General features: G+C 54.8%; 22 protein-coding genes. All 22 read left to right on the forward strand.

The genetic code is table 11. From position 1 onward, the window contains the following. Positions 1-30: 30 nt before the first annotated feature. From J7L64_02570 to J7L64_02675, 22 genes are read left to right on the forward strand one after another with little or no spacing between them, the layout of a single operon-like run. Entirely contained in the window at positions 31-270 is a 240-nt protein-coding gene (locus J7L64_02570) for a helix-turn-helix transcriptional regulator (GenBank protein MCD6451239.1), read from the forward strand. After that, positions 267-1,148: a PD-(D/E)XK nuclease family protein gene (locus J7L64_02575; GenBank protein MCD6451240.1), complete on the forward strand. Its 882-nt coding sequence runs from the start codon at positions 267-269 to the stop codon at positions 1,146-1,148. Before J7L64_02570 ends, J7L64_02575 begins: the two co-directional genes overlap by 4 nt. Beyond that, positions 1,149-1,490, forward strand: coding sequence for a helix-turn-helix transcriptional regulator (locus tag J7L64_02580; protein MCD6451241.1), 342 nt, complete (start codon positions 1,149-1,151; stop codon positions 1,488-1,490). A 15-nt stretch (positions 1,491-1,505) separates the two neighbouring features. Beyond that, a complete protein-coding gene (locus J7L64_02585) occupies positions 1,506-1,946 on the forward strand; it encodes a hypothetical protein (protein ID MCD6451242.1) in 441 nt (146 codons plus the stop codon). Further along, on the forward strand, positions 1,861-3,294 hold the full coding sequence (gene terL, locus J7L64_02590) for a phage terminase large subunit (protein MCD6451243.1): 1,434 nt from the start codon (positions 1,861-1,863) through the stop codon (positions 3,292-3,294). The genes J7L64_02585 and terL overlap by 86 nt, the downstream gene beginning before the upstream one ends. 12 nt (positions 3,295-3,306) lie before the next feature. Next, a complete protein-coding gene (locus tag J7L64_02595; GenBank protein ID MCD6451244.1) occupies positions 3,307-4,701 on the forward strand; it encodes a phage portal protein in 1,395 nt (464 codons plus the stop codon). Positions 4,702-4,704: 3 nt separating this feature from the next. Next, positions 4,705-5,547, forward strand: a complete 843-nt coding sequence (locus tag J7L64_02600; GenBank protein MCD6451245.1) for a hypothetical protein — start codon at positions 4,705-4,707, stop codon at positions 5,545-5,547. A gap of 3 nt (positions 5,548-5,550) precedes the next feature. After that, entirely contained in the window at positions 5,551-6,006 is a 456-nt protein-coding gene (locus tag J7L64_02605; GenBank protein MCD6451246.1) for a hypothetical protein, read from the forward strand. A 26-nt stretch (positions 6,007-6,032) separates the two neighbouring features. Beyond that, positions 6,033-7,028, forward strand: a complete 996-nt coding sequence (locus J7L64_02610; GenBank protein ID MCD6451247.1) for a Mu-like prophage major head subunit gpT family protein — start codon at positions 6,033-6,035, stop codon at positions 7,026-7,028. After that, complete coding sequence (locus J7L64_02615; GenBank protein ID MCD6451248.1) at positions 7,006-7,314, forward strand: hypothetical protein; 309 nt, start codon at positions 7,006-7,008, stop codon at positions 7,312-7,314. The genes J7L64_02610 and J7L64_02615 overlap by 23 nt, the downstream gene beginning before the upstream one ends. Beyond that, the gene (locus J7L64_02620; GenBank protein ID MCD6451249.1) at positions 7,298-7,552 is read left to right on the forward strand and encodes a hypothetical protein; all 255 of its coding nucleotides are present in this window, start codon (positions 7,298-7,300) and stop codon (positions 7,550-7,552) included. Before J7L64_02615 ends, J7L64_02620 begins: the two co-directional genes overlap by 17 nt. A gap of 3 nt (positions 7,553-7,555) precedes the next feature. Further along, positions 7,556-7,918 (forward strand): hypothetical protein, encoded by a 363-nt coding sequence (locus J7L64_02625; protein MCD6451250.1) that lies wholly within the window; start codon positions 7,556-7,558, stop codon positions 7,916-7,918. Further along, a complete protein-coding gene (locus J7L64_02630) occupies positions 7,915-8,337 on the forward strand; it encodes an HK97 gp10 family phage protein (GenBank protein ID MCD6451251.1) in 423 nt (140 codons plus the stop codon). Before J7L64_02625 ends, J7L64_02630 begins: the two co-directional genes overlap by 4 nt. After that, a complete protein-coding gene (locus J7L64_02635; protein MCD6451252.1) occupies positions 8,334-8,747 on the forward strand; it encodes a hypothetical protein in 414 nt (137 codons plus the stop codon). The genes J7L64_02630 and J7L64_02635 overlap by 4 nt, the downstream gene beginning before the upstream one ends. Positions 8,748-8,750: 3 nt before the next feature. Continuing rightward, on the forward strand, positions 8,751-9,167 hold the full coding sequence (locus J7L64_02640) for a hypothetical protein (GenBank protein MCD6451253.1): 417 nt from the start codon (positions 8,751-8,753) through the stop codon (positions 9,165-9,167). Between the two features lie 13 nt (positions 9,168-9,180). Beyond that, positions 9,181-10,521: a hypothetical protein gene (locus J7L64_02645; protein MCD6451254.1), complete on the forward strand. Its 1,341-nt coding sequence runs from the start codon at positions 9,181-9,183 to the stop codon at positions 10,519-10,521. An 11-nt stretch (positions 10,522-10,532) separates the two neighbouring features. Then, positions 10,533-10,988, forward strand: coding sequence for a hypothetical protein (locus J7L64_02650; protein ID MCD6451255.1), 456 nt, complete (start codon positions 10,533-10,535; stop codon positions 10,986-10,988). A gap of 32 nt (positions 10,989-11,020) precedes the next feature. Next, positions 11,021-11,311: a hypothetical protein gene (locus J7L64_02655; GenBank protein ID MCD6451256.1), complete on the forward strand. Its 291-nt coding sequence runs from the start codon at positions 11,021-11,023 to the stop codon at positions 11,309-11,311. A 39-nt stretch (positions 11,312-11,350) separates the two neighbouring features. Next, positions 11,351-12,583: a hypothetical protein gene (locus J7L64_02660; protein MCD6451257.1), complete on the forward strand. Its 1,233-nt coding sequence runs from the start codon at positions 11,351-11,353 to the stop codon at positions 12,581-12,583. Between the two features lie 2 nt (positions 12,584-12,585). Beyond that, on the forward strand, positions 12,586-13,353 hold the full coding sequence (locus J7L64_02665; protein ID MCD6451258.1) for a hypothetical protein: 768 nt from the start codon (positions 12,586-12,588) through the stop codon (positions 13,351-13,353). After that, positions 13,353-15,641: a hypothetical protein gene (locus J7L64_02670; GenBank protein ID MCD6451259.1), complete on the forward strand. Its 2,289-nt coding sequence runs from the start codon at positions 13,353-13,355 to the stop codon at positions 15,639-15,641. Before J7L64_02665 ends, J7L64_02670 begins: the two co-directional genes overlap by 1 nt. After that, a complete protein-coding gene (locus tag J7L64_02675) occupies positions 15,638-16,801 on the forward strand; it encodes a radical SAM protein (GenBank protein ID MCD6451260.1) in 1,164 nt (387 codons plus the stop codon). The genes J7L64_02670 and J7L64_02675 overlap by 4 nt, the downstream gene beginning before the upstream one ends. The last annotated feature ends 4 nt before the right edge of the window (positions 16,802-16,805 follow it).

Consider the following 16,805-nt stretch of genomic DNA (forward strand, 5'->3'; position numbering starts at 1 on the left):
CTGTATGATAATACCGGGAGGAAGAGAAAAATGAGGTTCGACCACCATAAACTAAAAATGCTAAGGCTCTCCCGAGGCTACTCCTTGGGTCAGTTCGCCCGCCTGCTGGCGGTGAGAACGGGCCTCCGGGTGAGCAGAAGCGCAGTGAGCCTCTGGGAGCGGGGCAAGGCAACCCCGTCTTTGAGCTCACTCATCGCCATCAGTGCCTTTTACGGTCTTGAACCCGGTTATTTTTTTACCAAATCTGAAGACAGACAGTCTGTATTATGAGGAACGGAATAAACTCGCTCTCGCAGGAGGAAATAACCCTCTACCTCACCTGCCCCCGTGCCTTCTACCTCGCTCATATCAGAGGGGTCACCCGGGAGTTCATCCCTGCCCAGGCGATCGCCGGCTCTGCAGTAAAGGAGGTCATAAGGCTCATAAATATGAACGAGGAGACGAAAAAAGCGCTTCCTTATCTTTTTGCCACCATCTACGAGAGGATGAGATGGGGATACGAGCTCCAGGGAATAAGGGTGATTGCGGATGGTGCCTTCTCCCTCTCTCCCTATGTCACTATGATCGAAGGCTACCTGAGAAAGCGGGAAAAGGATGGGGGGCGGACCATCCTTTTCCGGGTTCCCTTCCGCTTCGAGATCGCTCCCTTTTCCTCTCGCTATTCCTTCTTCGGGGTGCTTGATGAGCTAAGGGAGGAGAAGGACGGAAGAATGATCCTTTTCTCCCTCACCACCGCCAGAGGGAAAGGTGGCTATCAGCTTGAGCTCTTCCGTTCCTCCTCCCTCGGGATGTCCGCCTATGCCCTCCGCTACGGGGAGCTCTTCATCTCCGGGAGGTGGTGCTCCCTTTCCTTGGTTCCTGATGCCTTAGGGGTTTATTTCCTCCGGGATCACCTTCCCTACAGCCGGGGAGGAAGGAAGCAGGTAGAGGGGAGGCTCATCCGATACCGGGCAGGGGAGGAGCGAGGTCCGGGGATCCATCTCCTTCCCTGGGACGAGGGGGATTTCGCCGGGCTATCGAGGGAGCTCGCCCGGATCTTCGCTGCGGTGAAGCGGGGGGAGTTCTTCCGTTCTCCCAACCTTTTCTGTGGAAGGTTCTGTGGCTATTCCCGCTACTGTCGGGAGGATTTCCTTTTCAAGGAGGCTTAGATGAACCCGGAGATCCCTGATTGGTGTTTCAAGGAGGTCCTTTATCCCGAGGAGGTGCTTTCCCGTCTCCCTGAGGAGCGAGGATTATGGTACGAATCGCCCGAAGAGCGGGAGGAGAGATGGCGTCGTGAGGAGTGGAAGGAAAGGGTTCTTCCTGAGGTGTTGCGGATCGCGAAGAGGAGACTCACTCCCTCGCAATATAGGGTGCTTTCCCTGTTTCTTTCCGGAAAGTCCCAACGGGAGATCAGCCTCATCTTAGGGCTCAGTCGGAATACGATCAGGGCTTACTGGTTGATTCTGTTAAGAAAGCTTAAAAAATATACCGCCCATCTTGCCTATTAATGGAGGGGGAAATAAATGGCTTCTTACTCCAGGAAGATAAGGGAGAGAGCAAGAAGGCTTTTTGAAAGCGGGATAACCGATGATGCAGAGATCGCCCGGATGGTTGGGGTGAGAAGGAAGGAGACGATCAGGAGGTGGCGGATCGCTGAGGATTGGGAGGGGAAGAAAGACCCTCATAAGAGGGATATCGAGGAGTACCTCGCCATCATCGACGAGGCGATCGGGGTATTGAAGGAGAGGATCCTCGAAGGAAGCATCAAGGGCAGCTTCTCCGATCTCGAGAAGCTGATCAGACTTCGTTCATTCCTGGTAGCGAGCGTCACCGAGGGAAGGGATGCCTTATCCAGAGATATAGGGGAGGATATCTCCGATGAAGAGCTCGATAAGGAGCTTAAAGCTACGGAAGCTCGAATTGCTGCGCTTGAAGGAGAAAAGGGCGAGGAAGGAACTTTCTGAGAAAAGGATCGATATCTTTGCCCGGCTCTACCTCGCCCATTATTTCACCTCCCCATCAGCATCCTTCCACCGGGAGTTGATGATGATCGTTCAAAACGCCAAAGGGGGAAAGAGAGTGGCTATCGCCGCCCCGAGAGGGCATGGAAAATCGACTATCCTGAGCCTCCTCTTCCCCCTTTGGACCGCCCTTTTTGGCAAGAGGCGGTTCATCGTGCTCGTCTCCGATACCAAGGACCAGGCAAACCTCAATCTGGCAGCCATCTCCTGCGAGCTTACCGAGAACCCAAGGATCAGAGCGGATTTCGGCGAGCTTATAGGGAGGAAATGGACCGGGGAGGAGATACTCCTCTCAAACGGGGTTCGGATAGTGGCTAAAGGCACTGGAAGCAAGCTCCGGGGCATTCGCAGTTTCGAGCATCGCCCCGACCTCATAATCTGCGACGATCTCGAGAACGACGAGCATGTGGAATCAAAGGAACAGCGGGAGAAGATATACCGCTGGTTCACCCGGGCGCTCATCAATACGATGGACCCGGAGGGGGATCTCATCGTCATCGGCACCATCATCCATCACGATTCCCTCCTCTCCCGGCTTCTCGTCAAGGAGGGGTGGGAGCGTCGGATATTCAAGGCGCTCAGTGATGATGGAGCCCCTCTCTGGCCCTCCCGCTGGAATAAGGAAAGGCTCCTCGAAAGGAAGAGGGAGATAGGAAGCTTCGCCTTTTCCTCGGAGTTTATGAACGAGCCCCTCCCTCCCGAGGCACGGGTCTTCCCCGAGGAGAAGATCCGCTATTACCGCCCTGAGGAGATCTCGAAAGCCTCGCTCGATATATATGGGGCAGTCGATCCCGCGATAAGCGGAAGGAAGGAGGCGGATTACTCGGCGATAGTGACCATCGGGGTCGATGGTTCTGGACGCATATTCGTTCTTTCTGCCGATATCGGGAGGTATTCCCCGAGCCAATTGGTGGAGCGGATCTTCCTCTCCTATCTCAGGTTCCATCACTTGGTGATCGGGGTGGAGGCTATCTCCTTCCAGGAGCTCCTCTGCAGGTTCATCGAGGATGAGGGGAGAAGAAGGAGACTATTTCTTCCGGTGAAGCCCATTGGAGTGCGGGGGGAGAAGAGGAGGCGCATCCTGAGACTCTCTCCTCTGATCGAGCGGGGAACCATCCTCTTTCGTCGCGAGGACCGTCTTCTCATCGAACAGCTCATCGAGTTTCCCGCCTCTGCCCACGATGATGGTCCCGATGCCTTGGAGATGGCGGTCTCCTTAGCCAGGGAGGGGAGGGGCTTTTTTGAGGTGATCTCCGAGCCCGAGCGCCCGGGGGAGATCCAGCTTTGGTAGAAGGGGTGAGTGATGTTCGAATTTATCTCGGCTTGGCTTGAGAAGAAAAGATACGAACGGGAAAGATACCGTTTCGCCCGGAAGAGGCTCGTTGAGGCTTCCTCTTTTCTCCGGGATGAGGATGAGGGTGAGTATCAGCTAATAGCCTCTGGAGGGAAGGACTTTTCCGAGCTCGATCAGAAAACGATGCTCGAGCGGGCGCGGGAGTTGTGGAAGAGCAACCCCCATGCCCGGGGGATAGTAAGGACGCTTGAGAAATTCGTCCTGGGAAGAGGGGTAAGGATAATCGCCCACGACGAGAATCCACGGGTTCAGGAGTGGTGGGATGAGTTCGCTCATGAGAACGATTTCGAAAGGAGAACGCGGGAGATAGTCCGCCGTTCCTTCCGCGACGGAGAGTGTTTCCTCCGCTATTTCGTGAACGAGGAGACGGGAAGGGTAAAACTCCGCTTCCTCGAGCCAGAGGAGATAGCTGATCCCGAGGGAAGGGTGAGCTACGGTATCGAGACCGACCCGGATGATATCGAGACCCCACTCCGCTACTTCCGGGCGCGGAACGGGAGGCTCATCGAGATCATCCCCGCCCGGTTTATCCAGCACATAAAGATCCTGGTCGATTCCAATGTGAAACGAGGTCTCTCCTTCCTCTATGTGGTAATGCCCCTGATCAGCAAGTACGAGCAGTGGCTCAACGACCGGATCGTGCTCAACAAGATCAGATCAGCGGTGGCGATAATCAGGAAGGTCTCCGCCCCTCGAGGGGAGCTTACTGCCTTCTCCCGCGAGGGACTTACCGACGCTGGACGGAGGAGGATGTGGAAGCCCGGCTCCATCATCACCGTGAGCGAGGGGGTGGATTATCAGATACTCTCTCCCAACCTCCAGGCGCACGATGTCCAGTACGATGGGAGGAACATCCTCCTCGCCATCGCCTCCGGTTGCGGTCTTGCGGAGTATATGGTCTCTGCTGATGCGAGCAACGCCAACTACGCCTCCACGATGGTCGCCGAATCCCCATCGGTCCGCGAGTTTGAAGACTGGCAGCAGTTCTTCGAGGTGGAGTTCGCCGAGATATTCCGCCGGGTTATAAGCGCTGGCATCGAAATGGGTGCTCTTCCCGCGGAGAAAGAGGTGACCTATTACGAGACCGGAGAAGACGGGGTCAGGGTCTCCCGGAGGAGACTGGTGAAGACGAGCCTAAGCTGTGATGTCCTCTTCCCTCCCCTTGTTCACAGAAACATCAAGGAGGAAACCGAAGCCCTCAGGATGCACAAGGAGATGGGGATCGTCTCCAACCACACCTTGGCGGGGAAACTCGGCTACGACTATCGGGTGGAGCTGGAGAAGATGAGGAAAGAGGAAGGGGAGAAAAAGGGGGACATCCCTTTACGAGACAAGGAGGAGTGAATAATGGCGAAGGATAAAGATCTCTCCTCATCGGTGAGAACGATCGAGCTCAAGGAGGAGGTGCTCTCCTCACCGCTGGTAGAGGCGAGGCTCGATCGGGAGAGGAACATAATCCGCGGTATCTCCCTTCTTTCCACCGTGAGCAGGAACGGAAGGAGATATACCGAGGAGGCGCTTAAGAAGGCGATCCCCCTTTTCGAGGGGGCGAAGACCTTTGCCAATCACCCGAAGCCAGCGGAGCGAGGTGAGGTGCGGGATGTGCGAGACCTCATTGGAAGGTGCTTCAATATCCGCTATGAGGAGGGAAAGCTCAAGGGGGACCTTGAGGTCCTTGAATCCCATAAGGATTGGGTTTTCCCCTTGGCGGAGCAGGCGAGCGATCTCGTTGGTCTCTCCATAAACGCGAGGGGTAAGGTACGGCTGTCCGATGAGGGTGAGGTGGTAGAGGAGATCGTCCTTGTCCGTTCGGTGGACCTCGTCTCCGAGCCAGCAGCGACCATCAATCTCTTCGAAAGCAGAGAGAAGGGGTTAAGGGCGATGGTCGATGAGCTGGTGGAAGCCCTGGCAAGGGAGCAGGAGAAGGTGAGGAGGCTTGAGCGTGAGCTCGCCATCGAGCGGGCGCTTTCTCGCTCTCGACTTCGGGGCGAGGATATAACCGAGGCTTTTCGGGAGGCTCTTTCTTCCGTCCCCGATCTTTCCGCGGTTTCTCGGTTGATCAGGGATCGGGAGGCGCTCCTTTTTTCTCCGAGGAAATGGGTCTCGGGTATGGGCGAGGAGAAGGAGCTTTTCCCTGGGAAGGGATGTTTTCCCGATGAGCTATTCATCAAAGCGGTTAAAGGGAGGTAGCGAATGTCAAATGTAATGAGGCATCGTTACGGCTATGAGAATCCGAGGTTGTTTGCGGTCGATTCCGCCACGGTGATCGAGATCGGGGATCTCCTCTGGCTCGATACCGATGATGTGAAGCCGGCAGCCGATCTACCCTGGAATACCGATCTCGCCACCACCCAGGCTGATTTTTCTGCCAAGTTCGCCGGGGTAGCGATGGAGGCTTCGCCTGCGGGTCATTCCGGTGAGATTCGGGTGGCGACCACCGGTGTGTTCGAGTTCGACTGTGATTCCGCCACCTTCGAGGTTGGGGATATGGTGAGTTGTGCCAAGGGTTCCGGCGATTTCCTGGAGAACCAGAAGGTAGTTGCTGTCTCCGCCCATCCCATCGGCAAGGTGGCGCGGAGAGAGCCGGTGGCGGGGAGCAAGGTACTCGTCGAGATAAGGGCGAGTGTGGTGCCGGCTCCAGCCAGTTAATTTCTCAAGGTTTAGGAGAGGATGAGATGATAAAGGACAAAGGTCAGAACCTGCGCGACCTTTACAACGCTTTAGGGGAGAAGGAGTTTATGGGGAAGATAAGGGAGCTTCTTCATTCCGACCCCCCGAAGCTTACCCCTGAGGACTTCAGCCTCCGCGAGCTCTGGGAGGCGGTAGGGAGTTCTGCCTTTCCCACCATCACCGGTGAGATAGTCTCGAAGAAGGTCATCGATGCCTATGAGGCGACCCCGACCATTGGGGAGAAGCTGGTGCATACGGTTCCCTCCCGGAGGAAGCGGGAGAACATCGTCGGCTTCACCGCGGTCGAGGAGGTGCGGGAGGTTCACGAGGGGATGCCCTATGAGGAGAGCACGGTAGCGGAGAAGGCGGTGGTGGTGGAGAACAGGAAGTTCGGGCGGATCCTCGCCATCACCGAGGAGGCGGTGATGGAGGACCAGACGGGGCAGATCCTCGAGCTCGCCGCCCGGTTGGGGGAGAAGGCGAAGCTCTTCAAGGAGAAGATGATCCTCGATGTAGTCCGTGATGTCGCCGGTACCGCCTACAACGGTTCCCCCCTCTACACTGAGGATCATGGGAACTTCCATTCGGTCGCCTTTGGCACCGATGGTTCTGGGCTCGAGGAGTCGAAGCGTCTCCTATCCAAGATGAAGGACGAGAATGGCGATCCCATCCTCATCTCGGGGAGGGTGCTCCTTGTACCGCCGGAGCTGGAGAAGGAGGCGTACAATTTGGTCAGCCCGGTGCTTACCCAGTCCACCTACCACAAGCAGATAATCTCCGAGATCCTTACCTCCCCCTTTATGACCGATCCCAACGAGTTCTTCTACGGCGATTTCAAGCGTCAGTTCCGCTATCAGGAGGTTTGGCCCATCCAGGTTCTTCGCTCCAGCCCCGAGAGTGAGGATGCTTTCTCCCGGGACATCGTGGTCAAGTTCAAGGTTCGGCTTTTTGGCGGTTGTGGGGCGGTGGATTACCGGTATGTGGTTCGTTCTGAGGGCTGATGCTGTTTTTTCAGCCAGGGGGATGCTCATCCCGGCGCTACCTCAGCTGGTGGCGGAGGTGTTCGCCGGGAGGAAGCACGGGCGGGGGGGACATCCCCCCGCCCCCACCCCCCTTTTTGGAAGGAGGAGCGAGATGAAGGTAAGGCTTCCATCCTATGTGGACAAGAAGGAGCCGGTGATCCTCCGCACCACGGTGGAACGGCTCCTTGCCGAGGTACTATCTCAGCTTCAGGAGATAGCCAAGCTCATAAGGAAGGAGAAGGGGTGCGATGGGGATAAGTTATGAGGAGATAGAGGCGAAGATAGCCTCGATCCGGGCAGAGCTCGACAAGTTAGCCCAATCACCCGAGGTGGACTATCAGATAGGGGACAAGAAGGTCTCCGCCTCTCAGAAGCAGGCACAGCTTCTCGCCCAGCTTGAGTATTGGGAGAGGAGGCTTAGGTCGTTCCCCTTTGAGGACGCCTTAAGCTTCGATTATCGGATCACCAGGTTTGGGGATGATGTCTCCGATTATGAGGAGTAGCAGATGGCGGATATAGAGAAGATGAAGGAGGACACGGAGCGGATCCTCTCGGAGTGGGGGAGGAAGGTGGTGGTGAAACGGCTTACCCTTAGCTACTCCACTATGGGGGAGCCGGAGGAGGGTTTCTCCCCGGTGGATCAGGGGGGCACGGTGGAGGTTACCTGCGATCTTCAGCCGATAGGTGGCGATCTCTCCTTCCGGATGGATGGCGTTCTCTCTTCGGCTACTCATCGTGCCTTCTTCCCTTCCTCCTCCGACATCAAGCCGAACGATCGGGTCTATCTCGACGAGGAGAACTTTCTCATCGTGCTCCGGGTGGATGCTCACCCCGATCACCTCGTCGCCTATCTCAAGGAGAGGAGATGAAGGGGAGGGATTTCCTTATCCGGCTGAGGGGTTTCCCGGAGGAGCTTAAGGGGAGGATGAAGGTTATGCTTTCCGCCATATCGGAGGAGATGGTGGCTTACGCTAAGGCGAACCATCCCTACCATGATCGGAGCTCTGAGCTTACCCGTTCCATCTACGCCAGGGTGAAGGTCGATGGAGGGCGGTTTTCCCTCATCCTCGGCGCTTCTGCCCCTTATGCCTCCTTCCTCGAGTTTGGGACCGCTCCCCACTTCGTCGGTTCAGCAGTGTTCCTCAAGGGTATCGGTTTCCGCTACATCGGGCTCCATCCGGGAACCCCTCCTTCTCCTTTCCTTAGACCCACGGTGGAGGCTTTCAGGGGAAGGGTGAGGGAGGAGACGAAAAAGGTCCTAATCCGGATTATGGAGGGGATTAAATGAAGGAGATCAAGGAGGCGATATACGGCAAGCTGGTGGCGGACGAGACCTTACGGGTGCTTCTCGGCGCTTCAGCGGAGGATCCCCGGATCTACTACTACTTCCCACCAGGGGAGATAGGGCTTTCTTCCTCTGCTCCTGCCTATATCACCTACTACGAGCTTTCCTCCGCCTCCCCCTTCATCGAGCGGGAGGAGGAGGTCTATGCCATAGATATCTGGGCGTGCACCCTTTCCGTATTGGAGGATGTATTTTCACGGGTTGATGGGCTTCTCAATCGGAGGTTCCTCTCCCTTCCAAGCTACTATCATCTTCTCACGGTGAGGGAGTTCAAGCGCGATCTCTTCGAGCCGGAGCGAGGGCTCTACCATAAGGTGGTTCACTATCGGGTCATATTCATCAGGAAGGAGTAGGAGATGGTGGGAAAAAGAGAGGAGATATTGGCTGACATAGCCGCTACCCTTTCCTCTTTGGGGGATGCTTCGGTCATCCGTAGGGCATCGTTTCCCGATCCCTCTGAGTTCGAGGATGTCTCCCTTCCCCTTCTTTATGTGATCGACGGCGAGGAGACCTTTGTTCCCGAGAAGGGGAGGGGATATTGGTCGGAGCTCGGGGTTAGCGTCTTGGGGGTGATAGAGGATAAGGATACCCCGTCGACCAGTTTGAACCAGCTTCTCTCACGGGTGATGGAGGCGCTTTCCGGGGACATCACCCGGGGAGGCTTCTCGGTATCCACTGAATTTGTCAGGGTGCGGATAAGCCCTGAATTCAAATACCCCTATGCCGGTTTTATCCTTGAGCTCAAGGTTCTTTACCTTGAGGAGGCGCTTTAGAAGGAGGTTTTGAATGGCTTATCAGGACGATCAGATGACGATAGCCTTAGGGCGGGATGAGATCCTCTTCGTCGTTCCTGAGAATGAGATGGGGGTGACGGCAGAGCCCGAAGCTGACGATGCCGTCTTCCTCACCTCGGAGGCATCCTTCCGTCAGGGCTATACCTATCACGAAAACGAGGAGAGGAACGGTACTCGCTCCCAAAAGGAGAGGATCCCCGGGAGGATCCCCCACGGAGAGTTCTCCTTCTCCTGCTACATCAAGCCGAGCGGTACCCCTGGTGTTGAGCCGGCGGGTTCCTCCCTCTTCCTCGGCGTATTCGGGAGCAAGGAGGTGAGCTCTGAAGATACGATAAGCGATACCCCTACCCCCACTACCACCAGGTTCGCCGTTTCCGATGGAGGAGGCTTCAAGGTGGGTCAGGCGGTGCTGGTCAATGGGGAGGCGACCTTTATCTCCGCCATCGATGGGGATCTCCTCACCGTGGACCCAGCCCTCTCCACCCCACCTGCTCCTCAAGATAAGGTGGGAGCGGGAGTGCACTATCGGGTTGCCGAGGACCTTCCTTCGTTCACCATTTGGGCGAAGAAGGGGCATACTGTGTTCACCTTCGTAGGCTGTGGCTTTGATGAGCTCTCCCTTACCGTATCCGGAAGGGAGCCCCTTTCCGCGAATTTCCGCGGTGGGTTTCTCCGGATGGTGGTGACGGGAAGCGATGAGCTTTTCTCCTCGATCGACGCGGTTAGCGAGACCGTCCCTGTTCGGGATGCGAGGAAGTTCGAGGTGGGAAGCATAATCAAGGTGGATGATGAGGTGATGAAGGTAAGCGGGGTCGATCATCAGGCGAACGAGCTTACGGTCATTCGGGGGTATAAGGGAACGACCGCCTCATCCCACGATGGAGGAGCGAAGGTCACCCCGTATCTTCCCTCACCTTCCTCAACAGGCTATCCGGTGAACGGTAAGCTCGGCATCGCTCGAATGGATGGGGCAGAGTTTCCCATTCTCGAGGGAAGCATCACCTTCCGCAACTCCCTTCGCTTCCTCGAAGAGGAGAAGACGGGAGAGGAGGAGGCTACCTCCTTTATTCCTGGGGAGAGAAGGATCGAAGGGAGTATCCGGATCTATTTCCGGAAGAAGGATGCCTCGTTCTTCTACGAGGCGAGAGAGAGGATAGCGAAATCGCTCATCCTCCCGGCAGGGGATGAGAAGGGGAAGATCGTTCTCCTCCACCTCCCGCAGTTTCACCTTGCCTTCCCCGAGATCAGGGGTGGTGAAGAGCAGGTAGCGGAGCTCACCCTTATGCCCTACGCCGATTCCGGTGAGGAGGAGCTTTCCCTTCACTTTTTGTGATGAGGTGAACGATGAGTGGGGAGATGGATTTAGGGAAGATAGCGGTTTTCGAGGATGACGAGGGGACCTGGTTCCCCTTCTCCGATGATCCCTTTTTCTCCGGTTTTGAGATAAAGCTCCGGTTTCTCGATCCGAAGACGATAGACAGGATAAGGAGGAAGTGTCTCCGGATAGCTCTGGGCAAGGAGGAGCTGGACGAGGAGAAGTTCTTTCGCTTAACGACCGAATACTCCTTCGTTGGCTTTCGTGGGCTTACGGTGAGGATGCTCAAGAGGCTGATGCCCCTCCGTGAGGTGAGGCTTCCCGGGGGGAAGGTGCTTGAGGATGATGATGAAATACCCTATTCCCCGAAAAACGCCCTTTTCCTTCGGGAGAACTCCTACGCCATTCGCCGGTTTATAAGCGAACATCAGCTCGAATGGGAGCGGTTCTACGAGAGAAAGAGGGAGGCGGAGCTAAAAAACTGAGGGAGCTCGCCCGTTTCCTTCGGGGAGGAGGGTTGAGGGATTATGAGCTTGCGGAGCTTATCGCTCAAGGGATCATCCCCGAGGAGGAGCGGGCGAGCCACCTTCCCCCAAGGGTTCTTCCCGGAAATGAGGAGGCGGTGAGACTTTTCACCCTTCTCCGGGACCAATATCGGATCCTCGGTTATGAGAAGGAGGGAAGACCGGTGATCGCCCCTGATATACCAGCGATAAAGGCGATGCTCGATATCTATGAGGTCGAGAGGAAGGAGGAGGTTTTCGAGAAGATCCTCTTTCTCTTCCATGAAGTCCTATTGGGCGACTGATCTTCCCTCATACTGGCTAAACAGTGAGGACTAAGGTAGATGGCAACGGTGGAATTCGATCTGGTGATCGATACCTCGCCTGCGGAGAGAGGAATAAAGGACCTTGATGACGCTCTTTCCTCCCTCCTCGAGGCGAGCGAAGGATTAACCAAGGGCTTTGATACCCTCTTTAAGGGGATTTCCTCCGCTTCCGTCAAGGCAGGGGAGGCGTTCCGTTTGAACCTCTTCTCCCCTTTTAAGGAGATGAGGGATGTTTTTTCCCGTCTCCCCGAGGAAGCGGAATCGTTTGGCTATGAGTTCATCGATAGCTTCGTAGCCGGTTTCTCCTCAGCCTGGCGTTACCATAAGCGAGCTCTTGCCGATATCGCTGATGATGTCCTTTCTCTCTTCCAGTTTGCGGGAAGCCCTCCCTTTTTCCGGGTGAGGCGTTCCGGGTACCGCTTTATCTCCTCTTTCGCCGCTGGGATTGAGGAGGCTTCTCCCGACCTTTTAGGAAAGGTGGCGGATACCGCCTTAGAGGTGGTCGATACCTTGATCGGCGGGCTGAGGGAGAAAGGAGGCGATATCTCGAAGATTGCTTCCGAGGTGATAGGAGGACCGTTCCTTTCCCACGGCTCGGTGGCGAGTGTCATCTCCTCTTTCTTTAAGGGAGGAGGGCTCGAGGGGATGGTCAAATCGGCTGAGGATATCTTTCTCCGCTTCTTCGGTGATGACGGTTCCATACCTCAGATATTCAAGGGTCTTTTTGGCTCTGGAGGCACGATTGAAACGATATTTAGCGATCTTTTCGGCGAAGGAGGACGGCTCTCAAGCATCCTCTCGGGTTTCCTCTCCCAGCTCGGCGGAGCCTTTGGCTGGGTTTCCGGCATCCTGAGCCTGATGAAGAAGATCAATGTATTCCCAGAGCCCTGGTGGCTATATGAAGAGGAACATTATACCTTGATACCAGGGGAGAGACCGGGGAGGAGAGAGCCGCCAAAAGGCTCTCCTTGGCGGCGGTGGTGGAGGGAAGGTAATTTTCAGCACGGCACCCCTTATGTCCCGGAAACGGGTCTTTACCAGCTCCATAAGGGGGAGGCGGTTATCCCTGCCTGGGCGAACCCCTTCAAGGGAGGGGTGAAGACGGAGGCGAAGGTCGAGAACCATCTTACTCTTCACCTGGATGTGAGCCTTGATGGAGAAAAGATAAAGCAGTTTGTGTTCAAGAACATCGAGACCGCCACCAAGGATGGAGCGATCAAGCTTCATCCGATAGCGGTAAAGGAGTTTTAAAGATGGCGAGCAGAATAAGATATCTCTGGCAGAACCTTATCGACCTTACCGGGACGAACCTTACCGCCTCATCCGAGGTCTCTACCCTGCCCGTTGCCAATCTCAGGCATCCTTTTCGCACCCTCGTCTGGCGGACTACTGGTTGTGCGGAGGAATATGTGGTGGTCGATTTCGGTAGCCCCTACAGCGTGAAGGCGGTTTCGTTCATCAACCATAATCTGACGAGCAATGCGGTTATCAAACTGCAGGCAAATTCATCCGATAGTTGGGATAATCCTCCGTTCGAGACCACACTTACCCCTCATAAAGAGACGATTATCAAGTGCTTCGACGCTCAGAATTACCGCTATTGGCGGTTATGGATACAGGATAGTGGAAACCCTTCTGGCTACATCGAGATCGGGAGGTTGTATCTCGGCTCCTATTTCGAGCCGAGCAGAAATTTCGTCTATGGCTGGGAGTACCGGATTATAGACCCCTCCCGGATAGATGCTTCGGAAGGGGGGCAGGAGTTCGCTGATATCGAGGACAATTATCGGGTTATCTATGTTGCCTTCGGAGCGGGGATGATTACAGAGGAAGATAAAGAAGAGTATGAGCGGATGCTTGCTTATTGTGGTAGAAGCAGGGATTTGTTCATCGCTCTCGATTATGAGAATCACCCAAACGATTGGACTTTTTATGGCAAATTCGTAAATACCGATTTCAGTTTCAAGAACTCCGTTGGTGAGTTCTATGAGGCAGGCTTTGAATTTAAGGAGAGCAGGTAATGGCGATCACCACCTTTTCTGAGTTAATAACTTCGCCAGGGGCGAGAAAGGTTTATCTCGCCGAGATCGTTCCCGGCGTCGAGCTCGATAGCGATAACTGGACCGCCACCGGCGGTGGTGCCTACTATCAGACCTGGTATGAGAGGTTTTTCTCCGTCCCGGTGGAGATAGAGAAGGTAGAGGAAAACGGGGTAGAGCTTACTAAGAGGAGCTCGATCGCCGAGGTGGAGGCGAACGCCGGCTCCTGGTATCAGGAACCACCACAGGAGACGGTTTGGGATAATGGGGCTACCATCTGGGATAACGGGCAGACGAGCTGGGACAGCTGGGGAGCGGTTTACATCCATTGCACCGATAGCGGGAGCCCAAATGAAAAGACAGTGATCGCCTACATCCGGCTCAGGTTTGCCAGCTCGCCTGTAATCTTCGATAACCATTATTACTTCCCTCGGCTCTCCAAGGAGGGGCTTCCCTCGGTCTCCGCCGAAAGTCAGGATATCTTCTTCTCCGGGATCTCGGTTGGCTCAGCAGGGATATCCTTGCTCAATAACGATGGCTTCTTTGATTCCATTCTCAGGCGGTATATCTGGATAAATCGAGAGGTGAAGATACTGCTCGGTGGCGAGGAGCTCCCCTATTCGGAATATAAGACCATCTTCCGGGGAAAGATACAAGGGGTGAGCTATACCGATAGGAAGGTAAGCTTCTCCTTACGGGATATCCGGGTGGATTTCCATAAGAAGCTTCCGCCGAACGAGTTTTACACCGCTACCTATCCCCATATGGATCCGGGTGCCGAAGGAAAGCCGATCCCTATAATCTGGGGCGAGGTGAGGAATATCAGGCCCACCCTTATCGATTCCACCGTCAATTACGGCAAGTATAAGGTCGCCGATCACGCCCTCTATTCTGTAGATGCGGTTTATGCGGATGGCTCGGCATTGACGGAGAATACCGATTACTCGGTTGACCTGGCAAATGGTGAATTTACCCTGCTAACCAGCCAGAGCGGTAAAGAGATAACCTGCGATGTCAAGGGGAGAAGGGACGATGCGAGCGGTTCAATAACCGGCACCCCGAATGGTCTGATAGAGAAGGCGTCGGATGTGGTAAGGGATATCTGCCTCAATTACCTTGATGTTTCCTCTGCTGATATCGATAGCACCAGTTTTGAGGAAGCACGAGAGAGGGACTGGCCATTATCTATTTATCTTTCTAAAACTGAATCATCAGCGGAGATAATCAGGAAAATTTGTCAATCAACCATCGCCCATTTCATCATCGGGGCTGATGGTAAGGTCTATTTCAAGATGTGGAAGGGAGAGGTTCCGGCGGGAGCACCCACCATAAAGGACGAGGAGATAATCAGCTTTCAGGCGTCTTCCAAGGCGGATGAGGTCTTTTATAAGGTGATCGTCTATTACGGTGATGATCCGGAAAATCGACGGGCAACCAGTTATTCCGATAGCGAGGTGAAGATAAAGTATGGGCGAGCGATTACGAAAGAGGTTCAGTCCTATCTCAAGGATACCGTCGATGCCAACGATCTTGCCTTCAAACTATTTCAGCTGGCTCAAAAGCCGTTGACCGAATATGAGATCATCACCAAGCTCAAGCCGATAGAGCTCGCCATCGGGGATAAGATCAAGATCAGGCGAAGAAGAGCACCGACCGCTACCGGGAAGCTCTCCGAAGATGTCTTCCGCATCCTCGCTATCTCCCGGGACATCGCTGGGATGAGGACGAGGCTGAAGGTGGTGGAGGATATCGCCTCACTCGGCTATGAGGTATGTAATTATCAGTGCCAGACCGGCTGTGAGGTATCCTGTGAGACTGCCTGCCAGCTTCAACCCTGCCAGGAGGGGTGCGAGATTACCTGTGAGACCACCTGCGAGAAAAGCTGTCAAGGTGGGTGTCTTACCAGTTGCCAGGAGACTTGCGAGGTATCCTGCCAGACCGGTTGTGAATTGGGGGAATGTGAAACTGCTTGTGAATTGGGAGAGTGTCAGACTGCCTGCGAATCAGGAGAGTGTGAAACTGCCTGCGAAACGGGAGGGTGTGAAACTGCCTGCGAAACGGGAGGGTGTGAAACTGCCTGTGAGCTCCAGCCCTGCCAGAGGGTTTGCCAGATTTCCTGTCAGACCGCCTGTGAGCTTCAACCCTGCCAGGAGGGGTGCGAGGTTTCCTGTGAGACCGGATGCGAGGTCAGCTGTACGGTGGGGTGCGAAGTCTCCTGTCAAGAATTCTGCGAAATCGAGTGTGAATTTGCAGAGGAGATGCCAGAATGAAACTTTTTTGGGTTTATTTGACTAATAATTGCAACCTTGCCTGCCGCTATTGTTTTCAGCGACACCAAAAGCGAGATATGTCCCTTTCCGTAGCAACAGCGACCATCGACTTCATTACCAATGATCCAAGGGATGATCTCCAGGTTCAGTTCTACGGTGGGGAGCCAACCCTCAAGTGGGATTTGATGTGGTGGATGATCGAAACGATCAGGGAGAGACGAAAAAAGACCCGGTTCACCTTTACCACCAATGGCACTCTCCTTACCCGGCAAAGGCTGAAGCAAATAAAGGAGGGGAAGGTAAGGTTTGCCCTCTCCTGCGACGGGCCGCCTGAGGTTCAGAACCGTTCCCGTCCCCTTAAAGGGGGTGGTAAGAGCTTTGAGCGGATACCCCTTGCGGATATCGCCGATCTTTTCCCTGAGACCCAGATAATTATGGTGGTTGACCCTTTAAATGCCCCTTATCTGGTGAAGTCAACCCGGTTTTTCATCGAGCGGGGATTTAGGAATATCGCCCATAACCCGGATTTTGAGGCAAGCTGGCAAGAGGCAGACCTTGCCCTTCTTAGAGAAAAGGTAAAGGAGTTGATGGATTACTATATCGACCTCTACGAGGCGGGGAAGAGGGTTAACTTTATGTGGCTTGGCTGGGCGATGAAGAACATCAATGCTGCTAAGGGAAGGATCGCTCAGACCCTTTGTGGTCTCAATAATAATCTGCTTGCTATCGATACCGATGGGAGGATCTACCCCTGCCAGGGATATATCAACTGCCGGTCGGAGCTTTCAAAGCTTTATTCCATCGGGGATGTGTTTAAGGGGATAACTGCAGAGAAGAAGGAGGCGGGGATATTGGCAAAAAGCAGGCTTAAGCCGCCGGATGGGGCAGATTGTGCACACTGTTTCCTTAGGTGGAAGTGTAGCGGTGGTTGTCTTCCTGAAAATCTCGCCGTCACTGGCGATCGGTATCAGATAAGGGAGAATCACTGCCGGCTACTAAATATCATCATCCCGGAGGCAACGAGGGCGTTGATCTTGACGGGTCAGGTGTCTGTTGGCACTCCGCCTCCTCCGCCGTGGCGAGCTCTTGAAGAAAGGCTTGCCCGAATTGAGAAAAAGCTCTCCGGGATGCCAATCGTTCAGATAGAGAAAGTGAGGTGATAAT

It is taken from the genome of Acidobacteriota bacterium (assembly GCA_021161905.1).
Lineage (GTDB): Bacteria > Acidobacteriota > B3-B38 > Guanabaribacteriales > JAGGZT01 > JAGGZT01.